This window comes from Micromonospora jinlongensis, from assembly GCF_013410645.1.
GTDB classification, from domain to species: domain Bacteria; phylum Actinomycetota; class Actinomycetes; order Mycobacteriales; family Micromonosporaceae; genus Micromonospora; species Micromonospora zamorensis.
In genome coordinates this window covers 5,708,584-5,729,937 of record NZ_JACCHK010000001.1, presented here as the reverse complement: position 1 = coordinate 5,729,937, position 21,354 = coordinate 5,708,584, and the positions used below count along the sequence as shown (strand labels likewise).

18 protein-coding genes are annotated in these 21,354 nt (G+C 72.8%); 4 read left to right on the top strand and 14 right to left on the bottom strand.

The annotated features are described in order from the left end of the window. Nucleotides 1-5: 5 nt before the first annotated feature. From HNR22_RS25850 to HNR22_RS25840, 3 genes are all read right to left on the bottom strand, one after another. Complete coding sequence (locus HNR22_RS25850) at nucleotides 6-626, bottom strand: HAD-IA family hydrolase (RefSeq protein WP_179782527.1); 621 nt, start codon at nucleotides 624-626, stop codon at nucleotides 6-8. Further along, complete coding sequence (gene smc / locus HNR22_RS25845; RefSeq protein ID WP_179782526.1) at nucleotides 626-4,240, bottom strand: chromosome segregation protein SMC; 3,615 nt, start codon at nucleotides 4,238-4,240, stop codon at nucleotides 626-628. The genes HNR22_RS25850 and smc overlap by 1 nt, the downstream gene beginning before the upstream one ends. Before the next feature lie 358 nt (nucleotides 4,241-4,598). Next, entirely contained in the window at nucleotides 4,599-4,793 is a 195-nt protein-coding gene (locus tag HNR22_RS25840) for a hypothetical protein (protein WP_007456482.1), read from the bottom strand. A gap of 374 nt (nucleotides 4,794-5,167) precedes the next feature. Here HNR22_RS25840 and HNR22_RS25835 point away from each other — a divergent pair, with 374 nt between their 5' ends. Continuing rightward, nucleotides 5,168-6,319, top strand: coding sequence for a CAP domain-containing protein (locus tag HNR22_RS25835; protein WP_343059967.1), 1,152 nt, complete (start codon nucleotides 5,168-5,170; stop codon nucleotides 6,317-6,319). Between the two features lie 117 nt (nucleotides 6,320-6,436). After that, nucleotides 6,437-7,279 carry an endo alpha-1,4 polygalactosaminidase gene (locus tag HNR22_RS25830; RefSeq protein ID WP_179782525.1) on the top strand — a complete coding sequence of 281 codons (843 nt, stop codon included), beginning with the start codon at nucleotides 6,437-6,439 and terminating at the stop codon, nucleotides 7,277-7,279. A 416-nt stretch (nucleotides 7,280-7,695) separates the two neighbouring features. Here HNR22_RS25830 and HNR22_RS25825 read toward each other — a convergent pair whose 3' ends face one another. The 9 genes from HNR22_RS25825 to rsmD form a co-directional block, all read right to left on the bottom strand. After that, nucleotides 7,696-9,915 (bottom strand): MMPL family transporter, encoded by a 2,220-nt coding sequence (locus HNR22_RS25825; protein WP_179782524.1) that lies wholly within the window; start codon nucleotides 9,913-9,915, stop codon nucleotides 7,696-7,698. A 221-nt stretch (nucleotides 9,916-10,136) separates the two neighbouring features. Beyond that, entirely contained in the window at nucleotides 10,137-10,994 is an 858-nt protein-coding gene (gene mutM, locus HNR22_RS25820) for a bifunctional DNA-formamidopyrimidine glycosylase/DNA-(apurinic or apyrimidinic site) lyase (RefSeq protein ID WP_179782523.1), read from the bottom strand. Beyond that, nucleotides 10,987-11,910 carry a ribonuclease III gene (gene rnc, locus HNR22_RS25815; RefSeq protein WP_246381005.1) on the bottom strand — a complete coding sequence of 308 codons (924 nt, stop codon included), beginning with the start codon at nucleotides 11,908-11,910 and terminating at the stop codon, nucleotides 10,987-10,989. Before rnc ends, mutM begins: the two co-directional genes overlap by 8 nt. Next, entirely contained in the window at nucleotides 11,907-12,893 is a 987-nt protein-coding gene (locus HNR22_RS25810; protein WP_141908202.1) for a phosphate acyltransferase PlsX, read from the bottom strand. Before HNR22_RS25810 ends, rnc begins: the two co-directional genes overlap by 4 nt. Before the next feature lie 111 nt (nucleotides 12,894-13,004). Continuing rightward, nucleotides 13,005-13,178, bottom strand: coding sequence for a 50S ribosomal protein L32 (rpmF, locus tag HNR22_RS25805; RefSeq protein ID WP_030335284.1), 174 nt, complete (start codon nucleotides 13,176-13,178; stop codon nucleotides 13,005-13,007). Nucleotides 13,179-13,183: 5 nt separating this feature from the next. Continuing rightward, nucleotides 13,184-13,747, bottom strand: a complete 564-nt coding sequence (locus tag HNR22_RS25800) for a YceD family protein (protein ID WP_088946597.1) — start codon at nucleotides 13,745-13,747, stop codon at nucleotides 13,184-13,186. Nucleotides 13,748-13,856: 109 nt separating this feature from the next. Further along, the gene (locus HNR22_RS25795; protein WP_179782522.1) at nucleotides 13,857-14,354 is read right to left on the bottom strand and encodes an SPFH domain-containing protein; all 498 of its coding nucleotides are present in this window, start codon (nucleotides 14,352-14,354) and stop codon (nucleotides 13,857-13,859) included. A gap of 225 nt (nucleotides 14,355-14,579) precedes the next feature. Then, nucleotides 14,580-15,062 (bottom strand): pantetheine-phosphate adenylyltransferase, encoded by a 483-nt coding sequence (gene coaD, locus HNR22_RS25790; protein ID WP_179782521.1) that lies wholly within the window; start codon nucleotides 15,060-15,062, stop codon nucleotides 14,580-14,582. Beyond that, nucleotides 15,059-15,622 (bottom strand): 16S rRNA (guanine(966)-N(2))-methyltransferase RsmD, encoded by a 564-nt coding sequence (rsmD, locus tag HNR22_RS25785; protein WP_179782520.1) that lies wholly within the window; start codon nucleotides 15,620-15,622, stop codon nucleotides 15,059-15,061. The genes coaD and rsmD overlap by 4 nt, the downstream gene beginning before the upstream one ends. 307 nt (nucleotides 15,623-15,929) lie before the next feature. On the opposite strand from rsmD, the gene HNR22_RS25780 reads away from it, so the two are divergent. After that, a complete protein-coding gene (locus HNR22_RS25780) occupies nucleotides 15,930-16,895 on the top strand; it encodes an LPXTG cell wall anchor domain-containing protein (protein WP_179782519.1) in 966 nt (321 codons plus the stop codon). Between the two features lie 116 nt (nucleotides 16,896-17,011). On the opposite strand, the gene recG is transcribed toward HNR22_RS25780, so the two are convergent. Continuing rightward, nucleotides 17,012-19,210: an ATP-dependent DNA helicase RecG gene (gene recG / locus HNR22_RS25775; protein WP_179782518.1), complete on the bottom strand. Its 2,199-nt coding sequence runs from the start codon at nucleotides 19,208-19,210 to the stop codon at nucleotides 17,012-17,014. After that, complete coding sequence (locus tag HNR22_RS25770; protein ID WP_179782517.1) at nucleotides 19,207-20,820, bottom strand: DAK2 domain-containing protein; 1,614 nt, start codon at nucleotides 20,818-20,820, stop codon at nucleotides 19,207-19,209. Before HNR22_RS25770 ends, recG begins: the two co-directional genes overlap by 4 nt. Nucleotides 20,821-21,107: 287 nt before the next feature. On the opposite strand from HNR22_RS25770, the gene rpmB reads away from it, so the two are divergent. Then, nucleotides 21,108-21,299 (top strand): 50S ribosomal protein L28, encoded by a 192-nt coding sequence (rpmB, locus tag HNR22_RS25765; RefSeq protein WP_007456456.1) that lies wholly within the window; start codon nucleotides 21,108-21,110, stop codon nucleotides 21,297-21,299. Nucleotides 21,300-21,354 lie beyond the last annotated feature (55 nt).

The following is a 21,354-nucleotide window of genomic DNA, read 5'->3' as shown; positions in this document are numbered from 1 at the left end:
GGCGCTCAGTAGTCCAGAGCCGCCCGCAGGTAACGCAGGTCGGCGTGGCCGCCCCAGCGGTGCGCCGACAGCCCGGCGGAGCGCGCACCTCGTACGGCCCAGTCCTCGTCGTCGACGAAGAGCACCCGGGCCGGCGGGGTGGCCAGCGCCTGGCAGGCGGCCTGGAAGTATTCCGGCGCAGGCTTGTGCACCCCGAGGGTGGAGGAGTTGACCACCACGTCCAGATCGTCGGTCAGCCCGAGCGCGGCCAGGTCGGCGTCGAGCAGGTCGGTGGCGTTGGTGGCCAGGCCGACCCTGATCCCGCCCGCGCGCGCCTCGCGGACGAAGTCGAGCACCTCGGTGTCCACCTCGCCCCGGTAGCGCTGCCACTGCTCCACCGCTGCCCGGGCCCGGTCCGGGCCACCGGCCGGCTCGGCGAGAGCGTCGGCCACGCTGCTCACCCAGTCGGCGTGCGTGAGCTGGCCGGTGAGCACCGGCTGGAGCCGGCCCCACTGCATGGCGATCTCGGTGAGCACCCCGTCGGCTAGGCCGTACTCCCGCTCCACCCCGGCGGCGACCGCCGGGTCGAACCGGCGCAGGACGCCGTCCAGATCCAGCAGGAGCGCCGTCGCGCGTTCCCGAGCCACTACCCGTTCTCCTCGCCGCGGCCGTGCCGCTGGTCGTCCTCGTCGGCCCGGTTGAGCCGTTGGCTGATCACCTGGGTGACCCCGCTGCGCATGGTGACCCCGTAGAGCGCGTCAGCGATCTCCATCGTCCGCTTCTGGTGCGTGATGACGATCAGCTGGCTCTTCTCCCGCAACTGTGCCAGCAACAGGATCAGCCGGCCCAGGTTGACGTCGTCGAGCGCCGCCTCCACCTCGTCCATGATGTAGAACGGGCTGGGCCGCGCGCGGAAGATCGCCACCAGCATGGCCACCGCGGTCAGCGACCGCTCCCCGCCGGAGAGCAGCGACAGCCGCTTGATCTTCTTGCCCGGCGGGCGGGCCTCCACCTCGACGCCGGTGGTGAGCAGGTCGTCCGGCTCGGTGAGGATCAACCGGCCCTCGCCGCCGGGAAAGAGCACTGTGAACACCTGCTCGAACTCCCGAGCGGTGTCCTCGAAGGCGCTGGCGAAGACCTCCAGGATCCGCTCGTCCACGTCCTTGACCACGGTGAGCAGGTCCCGACGGGTGGCCTTGAGGTCTTCCAACTGCTCGGAGAGGAACTTGAAGCGCTCCTCCAGCGCGGCGAACTCCTCCAGCGCGAGCGGGTTGACCTTGCCGAGAAGGGCCAGTTCGCGTTCCGCCTTGGCGGCGCGCTTCTCCTGCACCGGCCGCTCGTAGCGGACCGGCTCGGGCACCGGCAGGCCGTCCCGTTCGGCCGTCGCGACGTCGACCTGGGTCGGCGGAACGGGCTGCGCGGGGCCGTACTCGGCGACCAGCGTCTCCACGTCCAGCCCGAAGTCCTCGGCGGCCTTCGCCTCCAACTGCTCGATGCGCAGTCGTTGCTCGGCGCGGGCCACCTCGTCGCGGTGCACCTGGCTGGTCAGCCGCTCCAGCTCCGCGCCGAGACGCTTGGCTGCCCCGCGTACCTCCTGAAGCTCCGCCTCGCGGGCGGCGCGTTCCAGCGCGACCGTGTCGCGGTGCTCCTCGGCCGTCGCGATCGAGGTGGTGAGCCGCGTGAGCGCCTCCCGGGCGCCGCCGGCGACGGCCCGGGCGATGCCCGCACCCCTGGTGCGCGCGGCCCGCCGGGCTGCCGCGCGCTCCCGGGCGGCCCGCTCCGCGGTGGCCTGCCGGGCCAGCGAGTCGGCCCGACCGGCGATCGAGGAGACCCGCTCCTCTGCGGTACGCACGGCGAGCCGGACCTCCATCTCGTTCTGCCGGGCCTGCGGCACCATCGCGGCGAGTTGGTCCCGTTCCTCGCTGGACGGCTCGGCGTCGACCGGGGTCTCCTCGGCCAGCCGCAGCCGTTCCTCCAGCTCGGCGAGCGCCGTGAGATCCCGCTGTCGAGCCGCCTCGGCGCGGGAGCGGGACTCGCCGAGCCGGTCGGTCTCCGCCTTCGCCGAGCGGGCCGCCGCGCCCAGCTCGGCCAGCCGGCGCGCGGCGGCGTTGCGGTGGCTCTCCGCCTCACGCTTCTCGGCGGCGGCGTGCTGCACGGCCTCCTTGGCGGCGGCGACCTCGGCGCGCGCCTCGACGAGCTGGTCGCGCAGCTCCACGCCCGCGCGCTCGGCGGTGAGCCGGTTGGCGCGGGCCTCCTCGACGGCAGCCTGCACCTCGATGTAGCTGGGGGCCTTGGCCGACCCGCCAGCCGCCGCGTACGCCCCGACCACGTCACCGTCGGGGGTGACCGCCCGCAGCTCGGGGTTGCTGGCGACCAGGTCGGCGGCGGCGGCGAGATCGTCGACGAGCGCCACGTCGCGCAGGGCCCGGTGCACGGCCGGACGCAGCTCGGCGCTGCACTCCACCAGGTCGGGGGCCCACCGGGCGTCGTCGGGCAGCTTCGGGCGCAGCGCGTCGGCGGAACCGGTCATGCCGGGCCCCGCCGGGCTGCCGACGAGCAGGCCAGCCCGGCCGGCATCGGATATCTTCAGCAGCCGCATCGCCTCGACGGCCTCGTCCACCCCGCTGACGGCGACCGCGTCGGCGAGACCGCCGAGCGCGGCGGCCAGCGCGGCCTCGTGGCCGGGCGCGACGGTGAGCAGCCCGGCGAGGCTGCCGAGCAGGCCGGGCACGTCGCCGGCGCGGGCGAGCAGCGCTCCCGCGCCGTCCTTGCGCCGCAGCCCGAGCGCCAGCGCCTCCTCCCGGGCCTTCCAGGTGGCGGCGTCCTTCTCCGCCGCCCGCTCGGCGTCGGACAGCGAGCGCACGGTGGCCTGCGCCCGCTCCTGCACGGCGACCGCCTCGGCGTGCCGGGCGTCCAGGTCCGCGTTGTCCCGGTCGGCCTCGGTGGACTGGGCGGCCACCGCGTCCAGGTCGGCCTGCGCCTGCTCAGCGCGGCCCAGTGCGTCGGCGTGCGCGACGGCGAGTCGTTCGATCTCCTCGCCGGCGCTGGTCGTCCTGGCTCGCGCCGAGTTGACCTGGCCGGTGAGCCGGGCCATCCCCTCCCGGCGGTCCGCAAGGGCCTTGGCGGCGGCGACCAGCTCCCGTTCGGCGGCGGCGAGCTGCCGTTCCAGCTCCTGGCGGTGCTCGACCGCCTCGGCAAGCCGGATCTGGTCGTCGGTGAGCGCCCCGCGCAGCTCCTCCTCCTGCTCGCGGACGCGTTCAGCCTCGGCCTCCAGCTGGTCCGGGTCGCGGCCGGGCCGCTCGTCGTCGCCGCTGGCGCTGAGGTGCCGCAGCCGTTCCCGGGCCAACTGCTCGATCGAGCGGAAGCGCTCCTGGAGGGCGGACAGCTTGTACCAGGTGTCCTGGGCGGCGGCGAGCAGCGGCGCGTCCTCCGCGAGAGCGGCCTCCAGCTCGCCGAGCCGGCCCTGCACCTCGACGTGCTCTCCCTCGATCTGCTCGCGCCGCTCGCGCAGCGCGGTCTCGTCGGCGATCTCCCGATCGAGGGTGGTGCGCAGGGTGGCCAGATCGTCGGCGAGCAGACGCAGCCGGGCGTCGCGCAGGTTGGCCTGGATGGCGGCGGCACGGCGGGCCACCTCGGCCTGCCGGCCCAGTGGCTTGAGCTGACGGCGCAGCTCTGCGGTGAGGTCGGTCAGGCGGTTGAGGTTGGTCTGCATCGCGTCGAGCTTGCGCAGCGCCTTTTCCTTGCGCTTGCGGTGCTTGAGGACGCCGGCCGCCTCCTCGATGAACGCCCGGCGGTCCTCCGGCTTGGCGTGCAGCATGCCGTCGAGTCGGCCCTGCCCGACGATGATGTGCATCTCGCGGCCGATGCCGGAGTCGCTCAACAGCTCCTGGATGTCGAGCAACCGGCAGGTGTTGCCGTTGATCTCGTACTCGCTCTCGCCGGAGCGGAACATCCGGCGGGTGATGGAGACCTCGGTGTACTCGATCGGCAGCGCGCCGTCGGTGTTGTCGATGGTGAGGGTGACCTCGGCGCGGCCCAGTGGCGCCCGGCCGGCGGTGCCGGCGAAGATGACGTCCTCCATCTTGCCCCCGCGCAGGGCCTTGGCCCCCTGCTCGCCGAGGACCCAGGCGATGGCGTCGACGACGTTGGACTTGCCGGAGCCGTTCGGGCCCACCACACAGGTGATCCCGGGCTCCAGCTTCAACGTCGTGGCGGAGGCGAAGGACTTGAAGCCCTTCACCGTCAGGCTCTTGAGATACACCTTCTCGATCCTCGTCCGGTGGCCGCCGTACCGTCGCCGGCTCTGGGGACCTGGGTGAACTCGCAGACTAACCCGGTGGTGGGAGCGGACCGGCACGCGACCCGCCCCGGGTCGTGTGCGTCGAGGGCACGAGGCACGACCGCGCTGTTGTTCCGACGGCCCAGATAATGGCGAGAGCAGTTCATGATCGGCTTATCCGTGGGCGCGCTATTCGGATGCGGCCTGGACGGTTCCCGTGCGACCGACCACAAGATCACAAATTGTCGGCCCGAAAGGAACCGGACAGTGTTGCGCGCCGGCACAGAACGTGTCGGCGCGCTTTCTGCGATAGTGCGATTCAGTTTTGTCGAGGCGGAGATCAGGTCAGCGCCGGCTCGGCCAGACGGAGCAGATCGTCCGCCTCCGCCGCAGCCGCCGCGAGCCGATCATTGTCGGCACGCAGACGCGTGATCTCGAACTCCAGTGCCTGCACCCTGGCACGCAGTCGGGTGACCTCGTCGAGCAGACGCCGGTCGGGCGCTGCACCTACGTGGCCGTAGAGGGCCTTCGCCATGCTGACTCCTTGATATGCGCTGCCGGAAAGGCCGGCCAACGCGCGCCCATTTAAGTACGCGACTGTCATTCCAGGCTGTATCTGGGCATGACCGGGCGCGACTGGCGACACCTATATATTGAGCCGAAACCCCCTCCTTCGTCAAGTTCTCGCAGGCCGTAGATCATCTCCACGTCAACCTGACCACTTGTCGGGGGGTTGCCTTCACGGCACGGACACGCTCTGTCCGGACACCTTTACTGTACGCCCGGATTCCCGGAAGTCAGCCCTCAGACGTCTGACTTCCCCTTAACTCTTCCTTAGCCACGTTGCCGCAGCTCGTCCACGCGCCGTAGCGTCACCCCGGCCCGCAACTGACCCCTGGAGGCATAGGCGTGTACGGCTGGACCGACCCGATGGACCCGAACGGCGCACCCCGGCGCGTCGAACGGCCGACCGACGAGCCGACCTGGCTGCACGACCGCCCGGAGCCCCGCTCGGCCTACCTGTTCGGTGACGACTCCGACCAGCCCGGCGACGAGCGGCACCCGGAGCAGCCCGCCGCCGGCTGGCAGTCGGACCCAGCGGGACCCGCCGGCTCAGCCGACGCCCACACCGCCGCCTGGCCGGCCCACCGCCCGGATGGCGGGAGCGGCGCCTGGGCCAACAGCCGCCCGGTCGAGGACCCCACCGGCGGCTGGCACCCGGACACCGACGCGGAGACCACCGGCGGCTGGCGCACCGACGCCGACCCGGACACGACCGTCGGCGTGACCGGCCGGCCCGGCGACGGCCGGCACCGCTCCCCCCGCCGCTGGCGCAAGCCACTGATGATCGGAGGCGCCGCCGCAGCGGCCACCCTCGTGGTGAGCTTCGGCGTCGGCGCGCTCGCGCTGCCCGGCGGCGACAACGGGGGCAGTCAGCCAACCGCCGTCGACGACACCTTCGCCGCGACGGAGGCCCCGGCCGACCAGCCGGCCATCGACACCCTGGCCGCACCCTCCCCGTCCGCCACGCCCAGTCCGGCGCAGCCGAGTCCCTCGCCGAGCAAGGTCGTCAAGCCGACCCCGGCGGCCTCCCGGACCACCGCCGCGTCGCGCCGCACCGTCGAGCGCAGCACCGCGCCGAACACGAACAGCGGCTCCAGCGGCTCCAGCGGCACCGTCAGCGCCCAGGCCAACGAGGTGGTGAACCTGGTCAACGCCGAGCGGGCCAAGGCCGGCTGCAAGGCGCTGAGCATCGACGCCAAGCTGATGACCGCCGCGCAGAAGCACAGTCAGGACCAGGCCGACCACCAGAAGATGTCGCACACGGGCAGCGACGGCAGCAACGCCGGCACCCGGCTGGACCGGGTCGGCTACACCTGGCGCACGTACGGCGAGAACGTGGCCTGGAACCAGAAGACCCCGGCCGCGGTGATGGATGCCTGGATGAACAGCTCCGGCCACCGGGCCAACATCCTGAACTGCGCGTTCACCGAGATCGGCGTCGGCATCGCCAGCAGCAACGGGCCGTACTGGACGCAGGTCTTCGCCGCGCCGCGCTGACGGCGCGTCGTCCACGCCCCCGCGCTCGTTTGACCCGGTGAGGTACGTCGGGCCGAGCGTGCGGGGCGGCGTACCGGTGCGGGCGGCGACGGGCCGTCCGGGACCCGGGAGCTGCCGATGTGGATCCGGCCGCGGCGACACGTCGCCGTACGCCCACTGCGCCGCGTCCTGTCGGCCGGCGTCGCGCTCCTCCTGGTCGTGCCGGCATACGGGTGCCGACCCAAGCTGACCCCGCCCGGCGCGCCCACCGCGTGGCCGGCCGCGTCGGCCCGCACCTGGCAGTGGCAGTGGCAGCTCAGCGGCCCGCTCGACCCGACGGTGGAAGCAGACGTCTTCCTCCTCGACCCGGTGGTCACCACCACCGAGCAGACCAACGACCTGCGCTCCCGGGACCGCCGGTTGATCTGCCATGTGCACGTCGGGTCGGTCCGCGCCGCCGACCCGGACGCCAGCCGGTTCCCGGACATCGTCCAGGGCTCCACCGGGCGTCGGCCCGACAGCCGGTGGCTGGACGTGCGCAGCTGGGACGCGCTCAAGCCGGTGCTGGCCGACCGTTTCCGACTCTGCCGGGGCAAGGGCTTCGGCGCGGTGGCGCTCGCGGACGCCGACGGGTACGCGTCCCGCACCGGCTTCCCGCTCGACTTCGACGACCAACTGCTGTTCAACCGCCGACTGGCCGAGCTGGCCCGCTCGCTGAGCCTCTCCCCCGGGCTGGTCAACGACGTACCCCAGCTCGCCGCGCTGGCCCCGGACTTCGACTTCGTCGTCAACGAGGAGTGTGTCCGGTTGGGCCAGTGCGCCAAGCTGCTGCCGTTCGTCGACGCCGACAAACCGGTCTTCCACGTGGAGTACGCCATCTCGACCGACGAGTTCTGCGTCACCACCGTCGGTTACGGCTTCGCGTCGATCCGAAAAGACCGTCGGTTGGACGCCTGGCGGGAAGCCTGCCCCCTGCCCTGACACGGCTGCGGCCGGGCCGGGCCGTGGCCGTGGCCGTGGCAGCGGCAGCGGCAGCGGCCCGGCTACACCCCGCCCCGCCGCCCTCCGCCCCGCTTCCGCCGCCCGGCCGCTCGCCGCCGCCCCGCCCTCGCCGCCCCGCCCTCGCCGCCCCGCCGCTCGCCGCCGCCCCGCCGCTCCCCGCCCTCGCCGCTCGCCCTCGCCGCTCGCCCTCGCCGCTCGCTCCGCCGCTTGATCGACTCGCCTTTCATGATTTCGCGGTATCCCCGGCCGCTTGATACCGCGAAATCAATGAAACCGAGTTGATCAAGCGGCGAGGACGAGGGGTGGAGACGGCGAGGCGAGGGGTGGCGGCGGCGAGGCGAGCGGCGAGGGCGGGCCGGCGACGGCGAGGGCGGCTTGGGCGGTTTCCGGGCGGGTCAGGGCACCGGCACCAGCTCCGGGGCGGGGGCCGGCGGGTCGGCCGGCGCGGGCGCCGGACGCGGGCGCAGGAAGCGCGGGGCCCACCAGTTGGCGTCGCCCAGCATGGTCATCAGTGCCGGCAGCACCACGCCCCGGATGATCGTGGCATCCAGCAGGATCGCCGCCGCGAGGCCGATGCCGAGCTGCTTCATGTCGATCGTGCTCAGCGTGGCGAAGATCGAGAAGACCCCGACCATCACGATCGCGGCGCTGGTCACCACCCCGGCCGAGGAGGTGATCCCATAGGACACCGCGTCGCGGTTGGGCATCCCCGCCCGGATCCCCTCGCGGATCCGACTGACCACGAAGACGTGGTAGTCCATCGAGAGGCCGAAGAGCACCACGAAGAGGAACAGCGGCAGCCAGGACACGATGGCGCCCATCGAGGTGAAGCCGAGCAGCCCCTGAGCCCATTCACCCTGGAAGATCAGCACCAGCAGCCCGTACGCGGCGCCGGCGGAGAGCAGGTTCAGCGCGATCGAACTCGCCGCGACCACCACCGACCGGAAGGTGAACACCATGACCAGGAAGGTCAACACCAGCACGAAGCCCATGACCAGCGGCAACTTCTGCCGGACGTGCGCGGCGTAGTCCTCGCTGTCGGCCACGCTGCCGCCGACCGCGTACTCGATGCCGGGGATGCCCCGCAGTTCCGCCGGGACGAGGTCCGCGCGCAGCTTCTTCAGCGACTGCACCGACCGGTCGTCCCGACTGGCGTACGGGGTGGGCACGTCCAGCACCGACACCCGCCGGTCGGCCGACACCTCGATCTTCGGACCGTCCGCCTCGACCGGAGCGAACAACGGATCCCCGGCGGCACGGGTGGACAGTTCGGTGAGGGCGGCGCGAACCCGGTCGGCCTGCTCGGCCGGCGCCCGCACCGCCACCACGTGATTGGTGCCGGTGCTCGGGAAGGCGACGGTGAGCCGGTCGTACGCCTGCATGGCCGGGGTGGTGCGGGGCAGGTCCTCCATGCCGGGGAACTTCAGCTTCATGCCGAGCGCCGGCGCGGCCAGCGCGAGCAGCAACCCGACCGAGATGACCAGCGTCACCACCGGAGCGCGCAGCGCGGGCCGGAGCACGGCGGGCCAGAGCCGGGGCTCGCGGGGCTCGCCGTTCCGGCCGGTGCGCGGGGCGGTCAGCCGCCAGAGCAGCGGCACCCGGGGCCGGTCGACCCAGCGGCCGAGCTTGGCCAGCAGGGCGGGCAGCACGGTCAGCGAACCGGTGACCGCGACGGCGACCACGAGGATCGAGCCGACGGCGAGGGACGAGAAGACCACGTCGCCGGCGAGCAGCAGCCCGGCCATCGAGATGATCACCGCGAAGCCGGAGACCACCACGGCGTGTCCGGAGGTCTCCGCGGCGATCTCCACGGCGTCGAGGCCGGATCGACCCTTGGCACGTTCCTCCCGCTCCCGACGGATGTAGAACAGCGAGTAGTCCACCCCGACCGCCATGCCGATCAGCAGGATCACCGGGGCGGTGGTGTCGGTGGCCGGCACCAGGTGTGAGGCGAGAGTGGACAGACCCATCGCGGCGGCGACCGAGGAGAGCGCCAGCAGCACCGGCACGCTGGCCGCGATCAGCGCCCCGAACGCGATGATCAGGATCGCCAGGGTGACCGGCAGGCTGAGCAGCTCGGCACGCTTGAAGTCCTTGCCCAGCGTGTCGTCGAGGGCCTGGCCGATCGACGGTCCGCCGACCTGCTCGACGCGCAGCTGCGGGTGTTCGGCCTGCACGCCGTCGGTGGCGTCGCGCAACGGCTGCACCCGTTCCGAGGCCGTCTCCGGGTCACCGGACATGGTGATCGGCAGCAGCAGCGCCGAGCCGTCCCGGGCGGTGACCGGCTGGCCCACCGAGGCGACCCCGACGACAGTGCGCAGTCGCGCCGCCGCGTCGTCGGCGGCGGCCCGGGCCGCCGCCTCGTCCAGCGCACCGCCCCGGGAGGTGATGAGGACGTTGTCCACGGCCGGGTCGTCGAAGTCAGCGGCGTCCACGATCAGGCCGGCCCGCCCCGTCTCGCCGATCGCCTGGTCGCCACTGGTGGCCTCGTTGAGACCGGCGGCGCTGCCACCGACGAAGCACACCGCCACGAACACCGCCCACATCGCGAGCGCCCGCCACGGGTGCTCGGCGCTCCACCGCGCCAGCCGCACCGTCACCGGTCTTTTCCTCATTCCGAATCCCCCTGTCACGTCAGCCCCCCAGTGATCGGTGCTGACGTTAGGTGCGTGACGAGGCGGTCACATCGGGGATCCGCCCCGGCGCACCCCGGAATCACCGCAGGGCGCGCGGGGCCGGTTGGGCGGGCGTCAGCCCGCCATCGGGGCGTACGCCAGGGTCCAGCCCGGAGCGGCCGGCCGCGACCCGCCGGCACCACCCCGGAGCCGGCTCCGGGTCATCCCCGAAGGGAACCCCGGGGCCGGGGCTGGCAGCGCGGGCAGCTGTACGAGGACCGGTTCATGAAGGCCTCGCGTCGGATCGGCGCGCCGCACCGTCGGCACGGCTCTCCCTCGCGGCCGTACGCGTTCAGCGCCCGGTCGAAGTAGCCGCTCTCGCCGTTGACATTGACGTAGAGGGCGTCGAAGCTGGTGCCGCCCTGTCTGATCGCCTCGCCGAGCACGTCTCGGACGTGGCCGAGCAGGCGTTGCGCGGCCGGGCCGGTCAGCGCGTCGGTGGGTCGGGCGCCGTGCAGCCCGGCGCGCCAGAGCGCCTCGTCGGCGTAGATGTTGCCCACCCCGGAGATCAGGGTCTGGTCGAGCAGGGCCCGCTTCACCTCGGTGTGCCGGCGGCGCAGCGCGGCGACGAACTCCGCATCGGAGAACTCCGGGTCCATCGGGTCGCGGGCGATGTGCGCGATCTCGTCGGGCAGCTCGGCGCCGCCCTCGCTCACCGAGAGCCCGCCGAACGTGCGCTGGTCGACGAAGCGCAGCTCCGGGCCGTCGTCGGCGAACCGGAACCGGACCCGCAGGTGGGTCTCGTCGGTGGTGCCGGGTGGCTGGAGCAGCATCTGGCCGGACATCCCGAGGTGCCCGATGATGGCGTCGCCGCTGTCCAGTGGCAGCCACAGGTACTTGCCGCGACGGCGGGCGTCCAGCACCTTCCGGCCGGCGAGCACGTCGGCGAAGTGCACGTCCCCCGGGACGTGCCGGCGGACGGCACGCGGGTGACGGACCTCGACCGAGGTGATCCGGCGGCCGACGACCCACTGGGCCAGCCCCTGCCGGACGGTCTCCACCTCGGGCAGCTCAGGCACCCCGTGGCCCCGTCTCGTGGCCGTCGGCACCCCCGGCCGGCAGGGCCTGCGCCAGGTGGTCGGCCTGCTCGGCCTGGGCCGCCCGCTCGGCGCGCTCCAGCGGCCCGAACGGCTCGTCGGAGTCGGCCGAGCCGCCCCGGTCGACCGGCTGGTCCTGGCGCCCGTCGCCGGTCCGCCCGTCCTGACCGTCGTCGCCGTTCTGGCCGTTCTGCTCGGCGAGCGTCCGCCAGGCGGCCTCGGCGGCCCGCTGCTCGGCCTCCTTCTTGCTGCGCCCCTCGGCGCCGCCGTACCGGTTGCCGGCCACCACCACCCAGGCGGTGAACGTCTTCAGGTGGTCCGGGCCGGTGCCCTCGATCCGGTACTCCGGGACGCCGAGCCCGAGCGCCGCCGTCAACTCCTGGAGGCTGGTCTTCCAGTCCAGGGCGGCGCCCCGGCCGGCCGACTCCGCCATCAGCGGGTCGAAGAGCCGGTGGATGACGATCCCCGTGGTGTCCAACCCGTACTGGAGGTAGATCGCGCCGAGCAGCGCCTCCAGCGTGTCGGCGAGGATGCTCGCCTTGTCCCGACCGCCGGTGGTCTCCTCGCCCTTGCCGAGCAGCAGGTACGCGCCGAGACCGTCCGGGCCCAGACCACGGGCCACGTCGGCCAGGGCCCTCATGTTGACCACGCTGGCGCGCAGCTTGGCCAACTGCCCCTCGGGCAGGTCCGGGTGGTTGTGGAAGAGCGCCGTGGTGATCACCACACCGAGCACCGAGTCGCCGAGGAACTCCAGCCGCTCGTTGGTGGGCAGCCCGCCGTTCTCGTACGCGTACGAGCGGTGGGTCAGCGCACGCTGCAGCAGCTCGGGTTCCAGGCTCACGCCGAAGGCGGCTTCCAGGTGACCGACGGACGCCCGCCGCCGCTTGTCGTTGCTCATGATGTGCGTACCTCGGTGTCGGTGGAACGGTCGGTGCGGTCCGTCGCGGCGTCGCCGTCGAGCAACGCGGAGACCAGATCGGTGGCGCGCCGCCGCCACAGGTGAGCGGCGAGAGCTATGCCGGAGGCGACGTCGTCGGCGCGGGCGGAACCGTGGCAGACGACCACCGTCCCCGCAACGCCCAACAGGGCGGCCGCGCGGGGCGCGCCACCCCCGCTGGGAGGGCCGCCAGCCATGGCGTACGCGCCCTCGATGGCCTTGAGCAGCACGTTACCGGTGAAGCCGTCGGTGACGACCACATCGGCGCGCGCGCCGAGGGCCACGTCGTACCCCTCGACCAGGCCGACGTAGCGCGCCCCGCCGGGGAGCGGCTCGACGGCGAGCAACGGGTCGGTGGCCCGGCGGACCCGGTCGCCCTTGCCGGCCTCGGTGCCGACCGAGAGCAGGCCGACCCGCGGCGCGGCGATCGAGTGCGCCACTGCGGCGTACGCGGCGCCGAGCACGGCGTGGCGGGCGAGAGTGGCCGGGCGGGGTTCGAGGGAGCCGCCGACGTCGAGCAGGACGACCGGCCCGGCCACGGCAGGCAGGGTGGCGGCCAGGGCGGGTTGGCGGATCTCCGGCCAACGGCCCAGGCCGAGGACGGCCGCGGTGACTGTGGCACCGGTGGCACCGGCGGACACCAGGGCGTCGGCGGTGCCGTCGCGAACGGCGGTGACCGCGGCCCGGACGGTGCTCTCCGCGCGGGCGGCACTGGGGTGGTCGGCCATGCCGACGACATCGCGGACGGGCCGCACCGTGATCCGGGCGCGTTGCGCCGGATCGAGGGCAGCAATCATCTCGTCGGCGACCTCGGTCGGGCCGACGAGGAGCAGGTGCAGGTCAGGGTCGGCGCGCATGGCCCGCAGAGCGCCGTCAACCACGACGGCGGGAGCGTCGTCCCCGCCGAGGAGGTCAACGGCGATCCGCGCGGTGCCCGGCTCCACGGGAACGCCGGCCGGAGTGGGCCGGGCGTCGGAGGGAGCCGGGGCACCGGGCGAATGCCAGGATGCGCGCGCCGCCCGACCTGGGGTCGGGGGCGTCACTCGGCGTCCAGGTCAGACCTCGAGAACCTGGCGGCCGTTGTAGGTGCCGCAGACGGAGCAGGCGGCGTGCGGCAGCTTCGGGGACTTGCACTGCGGGCACGCAACGGTCGCGACCACGGTCGCCTTCCAGTTCGCCCGGCGGGACCGGGTGTTGCTGCGCGACATCTTGCGCTTCGGGACGGCCACGGTTCTTACTCCTCTGTAACGGTCATTTGCGACAGGCCCGCCCAACGCGGGTCGATCTGCTGGTGACTGTGGTCGGCCGGCAGATCGTCCCAGTGCGCCCCACATTCGGGGCACAGTCCTGGGCAGTCCTCCCGGCAGAGCGGGTTGGTCGGCAGCGTGAGCACCAACGCGTCCCGCAGCGCCGGCTCCAGGTCGATCAGATCGCCCTGCATCCGGCCCACCTCGTCCTCGTCGGTCGTGGCGTCCGTGGTGCTGTCCTCGTACGCGTACAGCTCCTGGATCGTCACGCCCATCGAGTCGTTGATCTCGCGCAGGCAACGGCCGCACTCGCCCTGAACGGGACCGGTGATGGTCCCGGAGACGAGCACGCCCTCGGACACCGACTGCAACCTCAGATCGAGGTCGAGGTCCGCGCCCTCCGGCACGCCGATCAACTCCACACCGAGGTCCGCCGGTGCCGGCACGACCCGCCGGACTTCACGCAACGCGCCAGGGCGGCGCGGGAGGTCCCTTGTGTCGAGGACCAACGGCGACCTGGGGTTGAGTGTTGATGGCGAGTGCTTGGGCATAGTCAGACTCCGGCCGGTGAGAGGCCGACAAAAAAGGTTACCTGGACGACCGCCGGACCGTCGAACCGGGGGCGACGCCCGCCTGAGAAGTCGGCTGGTGAGGTGCCGCTCAGAAGGGTAGCGGGCGTTCCGCCTCATCCCCAGCGAAGGTGCCGATCTCCCGCAGTGCGTGCATCTTGTCCCGGCCGCGCTCTATCGAGGCCAGCGCCCGGGTGAGGAACTGCTCGAAGTTGGCCAGCGCGGTGTCGACGTAGTCGTCGACCTCCTCCCGCAGGCGCTGCGCCTCGGCCCGGGCCTCGGCGATGATCCGGGCACCCTCGTGCTCGGCCGACACGGTGATCTCGTTCACCGAGACCAGGCGGGCGTGTTCTGCCTCACCCTCGCTGATGATCCGGTCCGCCTCGCGCTTGCCGGCCTCCATGATCTTGTCGCGCTCCTCCAGGAGAGCGGCGGCGCGACGCAGGTCGGCGGGGAGGTCGGCGCGCACCTCGTCGAGGGCCGCGATCATCTCACCCCGGTCGACCATGCAGTTGTTACGCGACATCGGGACGGAGCGGGCCTGCTCCACCATGGCGATCAGTTCGTCGATGCGATCGAGCGGGTCCACCGGTACCTCACTCCTGTCGTTCTTCGGCCGACCTCCATGATGCGGGCTACGGCCGTTCCCCGCGCCACCAATCATGTCGTGCCGGCCCCACACCGGCCCCATCCGCCCCAACCCGGCGCGTCGCGACATCGTCACACCGCGCCCACCCTGCCCGCACTCCTGCGTCAATTTTCCGCAAAAGGGGCGTCACGGCGACCGAAGCGGCAGGCCGCCGGATCAGGTGGGTCAGGGACGGGGGCCGAGCCGGGCCTGAAGGGCCTCACGGACCAGGTCGGGGACGTGCGCGGAGATGTCGCCACCCCACTTGGCCACGTCCTTGACCAGGCTTGAGGAAAGGAACGAGTAGAGCGGGTTGGTCGGCATGAAGAGCGTCTCGACGCCGGCCAGCCCGATGTTCATCTGGGCCATCTGCAACTCGTAGTCGAAGTCGCTGACCGCCCGCAGACCCTTGATCAGCACACTCGCCTGCTGGGCCCGGCAGAAGTCCACCAGCAGCCCCCGGAACGACTCGACCCGCACGTTGCCGTACGACGAGGTCACCTCGCGGAGCATGTCGATCCGCTCCTCGACGGTGAACAGGCCACTCTTCGACTGGTTTATCAGCACGCCGACGATCACCTCATCGAAGAGCCGACTGGCCCGCCCGATGATGTCGAGGTGTCCGTTGGTGACCGGGTCGAACGAACCGGGGCACACCGCACGTCTCATGATCGGCGACCGTACCAAAGGGTGGTCTCGCCGTAACGGCGACTGCGGTCCGAGGTGATCCCGTCCACCCAGTCGAACTGCCTGGTGCGACTGGACCGTTCCACCACCACCAGCGCGTCCGGCGCCAGCCAGTCGCCGTCGACCAGCGCGGTCAGCAGGGCGGTGATCTCCTCGTCCGGCACCGCGTACGGCGGATCGGCGAAGACCACGTCGTACGGCCCACCGTCCGGACCGGCGGCCAGCACCGTCGCCACCTTGCCGGTGACCAGGCGGGCGGCGGGGCCGGCCTGCAGAGCCGCCACGTTCTCCCGGATCACCCGGGCAGCCCGTGGATCGGACTCGACCAGCAACACGTGCTCGGCCCCTCGGGAGAGGGCCTCCAGGCCGACCGCGCCGGAGCCGGCGTACAGGTCGGCGAAGCGTGCGCCGTCGAGGTCGACCTCGGCCTCGACGGCACTGAACAGCGCCTCCCGGACCCGGTCGGAGGTGGGTCGGGTGCCGGCGCCGGGGGGCGCGGTGATCCGCCGGCCGCCGAGCGTCCCGGCCACGATCCGGGTCACGGTCTCCTCCTGCTCATGCCCGCGACGCTACGCGACCCGTCGGACCTGGCTGCCGACAGCGTCAGCACCGGCACGGCGACCGCATGATCACCTGACGTATATCAATGATCTCGAATTCGTAACATTCGCCTTAGCGAATCATGAGGGCTGTATCGCTAGCGGCGATCTCGCTAGGGTCGGCCGGGTGCCGACGGGAGACCGTCGACCCGCGGCTCGAGAACGCCTCCCCCTGCACGCGGACGTGCGGTAACCGTCCACTGTCGTTCCCGCGCCACGCCCCTAACGCTTCAGCATTCCAGGAGTACCAGTGATCCGTCCGAAGTCTCCGTTCCGGCGCATCGCGGCCGTCGCCGCCGGTGCGGTGATCGGCATCGGCACCATGGCGACGTTCGCCGCGCCGGCCAGCGCCCACCACCCCGAGCCCTCCGGCACCTACTGCCTGGCCTCCGACGGCCAGCTCACGGTCACGTGGAAGGTCGGCAACAGCGAGAACATCTTCGCCAAGATCACCGCGGTCTCGTCGACCCTCTCCAGCCCGCTCAGTGGCGACCTGAAGGTCGGTGCCACCCTCGAGGCCAAGGGTGGGAAGCGCCTCTCTGCCACCCAGACCCACACCCTCAGCGACCCCAAGCAGAAGCCGAAGATCGAGCTGACCGTCGAGGCGCGGTGGGAGCGTCCGGACCGGATCGTGACCGAGCACCGCACGGTGGCGGCCACCAAGTCTGGCAAGTGCGCCGCGCAGCCGACGCCGTCGCCGAGCAGCCCGACGCCGACCCCCACGACGACGGCGTCCCCCACCCCGACCCCGACGCCGAGCACCGTGTCCCCGTCGCCGAGCACGCCGGCGACCGAGACCCCGACCCCGACGCCGACCGCCACCACGCCGCCGGCCGAGCCGGTGGGCACCGTCGAGTCGACCTGCGACGAGCTCACCTTCACGATCGAGAACCCGGCCGACGGCAAGACCGTCGTCATGACGCTGACCCCGAACAAGGGCGAGGCGAAGACGCTGACCGTCGAGCCCGGCAAGACCGGCTCGGTCTCCTTCGACGCGGTCGACGGTCTCACCGTCACGCCGGCCGCCGAGGGCCTTGACGACACCGAGCCGATCGCCTGGGAGCAGCCGGCCGAGTGCGACAAGGGCGAGGGTGGCGGCCTGCCGCTCACCGGCACGAACACCACCCTGATCGCGGGCGGCGCCGTCGTCCTGCTGGCCGCCGGTGCGGGCCTGTTCCTGGTCGCTCGCCGTCGCCGGCTCCGGTTCACCGCCTGAACCGAACCACGCTGAACCGAACCACGCTTGAACCCGAGGGCGCGTCGACCACCCGGTCGGCGCGCCCTCGGGCCGTTTCATCCCGCTTGCCACAGGTCTCGCGGCGGGTCGAAACGTCAGCCCTTCTCCAGGTACTCCGCGCGGTCCTCGTCCACCAGTGCGGCCACCGAGGCGGCCAGCGCGGGATTGCGGGTCAGCTCCGGGTCGTCCTCGACCAGGGTGATCGCCTCGGCACGGGCGTCGCGGATCAGCTCCGTGTCCCGTCGCAGGGACAGCAGTCGCAGGTGTGAGCGGTGCCCGGACTGGGTGGCACCCAGCACGTCACCCTCGCGGCGCTGCTCCAGATCCAGCTCGGCGAGCTTGAAGCCGTCGCTCGTGGACGCCACCGCGTCCAGCCGCTCGCGCGCCGACGAACCCTCGGCCGCCTCGCTGACCAGCAGGCAGAGCCCGGCGGCGGAGCCCCGGCCGACCCGGCCACGGAGCTGGTGCAGCTGGGAGACACCGAAACGGTCGGCGTCCAGCACGATCATCACGGTCGCGTTCGGCACGTCCACGCCGACCTCGATCACTGTGGTCGCCACCAGCACGTCCAGGTCACCGGCGGCGAAGGAGCGCATCACCGCGTCCTTCTCGTCGGCCGGCAGACGACCGTGCAGCACCCCGATCCGCAGCCCGTGCAACGGCCCCTCGGCCAACAGCGGGGCCACCTCGGTCACCGCCAGCGGCGGCCGGCGGCCGTTGTCGTCGACCGGCGGCGGCTCCTCGTCGCTGGCCGGCCCCTCCCCGATGCGCGGGCACACCACGTACGCCTGGTGGCCGGCAGTGACCTCCTCGCGCAGTCGACGCCAGGCCCGGTCCAGGTAGGCCGGTTTCTCGGCGGCGGGAACCACGTGCGAGGCGATTGGCGACCGCCCCCGGGGCAGCTGGGAGAGGGTGGAGACCTCCAGGTCGCCGTAGACGGTCATCGCGACCGTGCGCGGGATCGGGGTGGCCGTCATCACCAGCACGTGCGGCGGCTGGTCGGCCTTGGAGCGCAGAGCGTCGCGTTGCTCCACACCGAAGCGGTGCTGCTCGTCGACGACAACCAGGCCGAGATCGGCGAAATCGACCCCCTCGTAGAGCAGGGCGTGGGTGCCGAGCACGATGCCGGCGGCACCACTGGCGACCTCGCCGAGCGCCCGCCGTCGGGCGGCGGCGCCCAGCGAGCCGGTGACCAGCTCGACCCGGGTGGCGTGCTCGGCGGAACCCAGCTCGCCGGCCCGCCCGAGCGGCCCGAGCAGGTCGAGCATGCCGCGGTAGTGCTGGGCGGCCAGCACCTCGGTGGGCGCCAGCAGCGCGGCCTGCCCGCCCGCGTCGACCACCTGGAGCATCGCCCGCAGCGCCACCACGGTCTTGCCCGAGCCGACCTCGCCCTGCAACAACCGGTGCATCGGGTGTGGTGCGGCCAGATCGGCGGCGATCTCCACACCGACGTCGCGCTGACCGGCGGTCAGCTCGTACGGCAGTCGGGCATCGAAGGCGTCCAGCAGCCCACCTGGTCGTGCCGGGCGGGGTCGCGCGGGCCAGTCGGCTGCCCGGTGCTTGCGCTGCACGAGGGTCAACTGGACGGCGAACGCCTCGTCCCACTTGAGCCGCCGACGCGCCCGGTGCAGCTCCTCCTTGCTGGACGGCCGGTGGATCTCGGTCAACGCGGTGCCCAGCCCGACCAGCTTGCGGCTGGCGCGCACGGTGCCCGGCAGCGGATCCTCCGGCGGGGTGAACGTGTCCAGGACGACTCGCACGCAGCGCGCGATCACCCAGGTCGGCACGGCCGCGGCGGCCGGGTAGACCGGGATCAGCGCGCCCGCGAACTCCTCGATCTCGTCGCTGACCGCCGCCTCCCCGTCGCCACCCTCGCCGAGCAGGACGTACTCCGGGCCGTTGAGCTGGCGTTTGCCGCGGAACTCGGTGACCTTGCCGGCGAACAGCCCCCACCGGCCGGGGCGCAGCTCGCGTTCGCGCCATGCCTGGTTACCGAAGAAGGTCAGTGTCAACACCCCGCCGGAGCCGTCGCCGACTGTCACCTCCAGTAGGTTGCCCCGCCGCTGCCGCATCGGGCGCACCGCGGTGCGCTGCACCTGGGCCAGCACGGTGACCTGCTCGCCGACGTCCAGTGCGCGGATGTCGGTGTGCTCGCCGCGCTCGTCGTAGCGACGGGGGAAGTGGTAGACCAGGTCACCCGCGGTGTGCAGATCGAGGTGCGTGGCCAGCGCCTTGGCCGTCTTGTCCCCGACCAGCTTCTTCAGCGGAGTGTCCACCGTGGCTGGTTCGCTCATTCGATCCCTACCAGGAGCGGATAAAACGGCTGGCCCCCCGGGTACGCGTGCACCTCGACGAACGGCCAGCGTCTCGCGACGTGCGCGCGGACGGCATCGGTGAGCCCGGCCGGGGCGTCCGCCCCGGCCAGCAGGGTGACCATCTCGCCACCGCCGCCGAGCATCCGGTCGACCACGGCGGCGCAGGTGTCGGTGAGGTCGGTGCCGATGAGGTGCACCTCCCCCTCGACCAGCGCCAGCACGTCGCCGGGACGGCACGGGCCGGCGACGGTCAGCGCGTCCCGGCTGGCGTGGCAGACCTCGGCGTAGCGGCAGGCGCCGGCCGCCTCGGCCATCGCGATCACGTCGTCCTCGAAGCGGCGGTCGTCGTCGCGGACCGCGAGGGCGGCCAGCGCCTGCACGGGCGAGCGGGTCGGCACCACGCTGACCTTGATGCCGTGCCGGTGGGCCTCGCGGGCCGCCGCGCTCGCCACCGCCTCGGTGTTGGCGTCGTTGGGCAGCACCACCACCCGGGCCGCACCGGTGCTGCGCACGGCGTCCAGCAGCTCACCGGTGGACGGGTTGCCAGGCACCACTGTGGCGCCCTCGGCGGCGAACAACTCGGCGATGCCTCCGCCGGTGGCGACCACCACCGCGGCCCGCCCGGCCGCCACCGGGCCGGAGGGCGGCTCCGGCTGGTCGGCGAAACGGGTCACCGAGATCCGGTACGGGCGACCGGCGGCAACCCCCGCCTCGACCGCGGCGCCCACGTCGTTGACATGCACGTGCACGTTCCAGGTGCCCTCGGGCTCACGCCCGTCGCCGACGACGACCAGCGAATCCCCCAGCGCGTCCAGCGCCCGCCGCAACCCGTCGACCGCCTCGGCCCCGGCGTCGAGCAGGAACTGCACCTCGTACGCGTACTCGTCGGAACCGGTCTCCCGGGCGACGGTGGCCGCCGGACGGGCGGAGCGCGGCGTCGGCGCGGGCTGAGCGGTGCTCTCCCCGGTGAGCACCGCGACCAGGGCGTCGAGCAGCACGCACAGCCCTCGGCCACCCGCGTCCACGACCCCCGCGCGGGCCAGTGCCGGCAGTTGCTCCGGGGTGTGGGCGAGCGCCTCGGCGGCGGCCCGGGCCGCGGCGCGGACCACCGCCGGCAGGTCGTCGCTGTCCGCCCGTTCGGCGCCCGTGGCCGCCGCCGCGACCACCGTGAGCACTGTGCCCTCGACCGGCCGGGCAACCGCGGTGTACGCGGCGGCGGCGGCGGAGCGCAGCGCGGCGGCCAACTCCCGGCCGCGCACCGCCGGCACCCCGGCGACCTCGTCGGCGAACCCCCGCAGGATCTGCGAGAGGATCACCCCGGAGTTGCCCCGCGCGCCGAGCAGCGCGCCCTGCGCCATCAGCCGCAGCGCGTGCCCGTGCGCGGTCGGCCCGCTGTCGGGGAGGGTGTCCAGGTTCATGGCGAGGGCCTGCTGGGCCGAGGTGAGGGTGAGCACCAGGTTGGTGCCAGTGTCGCCGTCGGGCACCGGGTAGACGTTGAGCTGGTCGATCTCGCCCTGGTGACGCTTGAGCGCGGCCAACCCGCTCGCACACCAGCGGCGGACCGCGGCGGCGTCGAGGGTGTCCAGCACGGCCAGAAGCCTACTGGCGCGCACCGACACGCGTCGGACTCGTCCCGCGTGTCCCCCGCGCCCCGCTCCGGCGGTGACCGCAACATGGGCGAACTCCTCCGGTACCCTTGCCGCCGGGCCGGCCCACCGTCGGGCGGACGGGCCCACGACCAGGCACGAGCCGGGGCACGGGCGAGCGCCGGACCGGGCCGGTTGGCCGGGCCGGCGAGTCATCGGGTAACCTGACCAGGTTGCCCGGGCAGCACCTGCCGGCGACCCCATGAACGTATCAATCCCAGGAGTATCCCGTGGCTAGCGTGTGCGACGTCTGTGGCAAGGGACCGGGCTTCGGCCACAACGTGTCCCACTCGCACCGGCGGACCAACCGCCGCTGGAACCCGAACATCCAGTCGGTGCGTACCCCGGCCGGTGGCGGCAACACCAAGAAGTTGCAGGTCTGCACCTCGTGCATCAAGGCCGGCAAGGTCACCCGCGCCTGACGCGGTAGCACCCACCTTCTCGTTGGCGGAGCCGGCGGACCCTGAGGTCCGCCGG

Coding starts and splice junctions, on each gene's coding strand:
- coaD (WP_179782521.1), bottom strand. CDS start 15,062: ATGAGACGTGCGGTGTGCCCCGGTTCGTTCGACCCGGTCACCAACGGA.
- rnc (WP_246381005.1), bottom strand. CDS start 11,910: ATGAGCAACGACAAGCGGCGGCGGGCGTCCGTCGGTCACCTGGAAGCC.
- HNR22_RS25800 (WP_088946597.1), bottom strand. CDS start 13,747: ATGCCCAAGCACTCGCCATCAACACTCAACCCCAGGTCGCCGTTGGTC.
- HNR22_RS25830 (WP_179782525.1), top strand. CDS start 6,437: ATGTGGATCCGGCCGCGGCGACACGTCGCCGTACGCCCACTGCGCCGC.
- recG (WP_179782518.1), bottom strand. CDS start 19,210: ATGAGCGAACCAGCCACGGTGGACACTCCGCTGAAGAAGCTGGTCGGG.
- HNR22_RS25840 (WP_007456482.1), bottom strand. CDS start 4,793: ATGGCGAAGGCCCTCTACGGCCACGTAGGTGCAGCGCCCGACCGGCGT.
- HNR22_RS25825 (WP_179782524.1), bottom strand. CDS start 9,915: ATGAGGAAAAGACCGGTGACGGTGCGGCTGGCGCGGTGGAGCGCCGAG.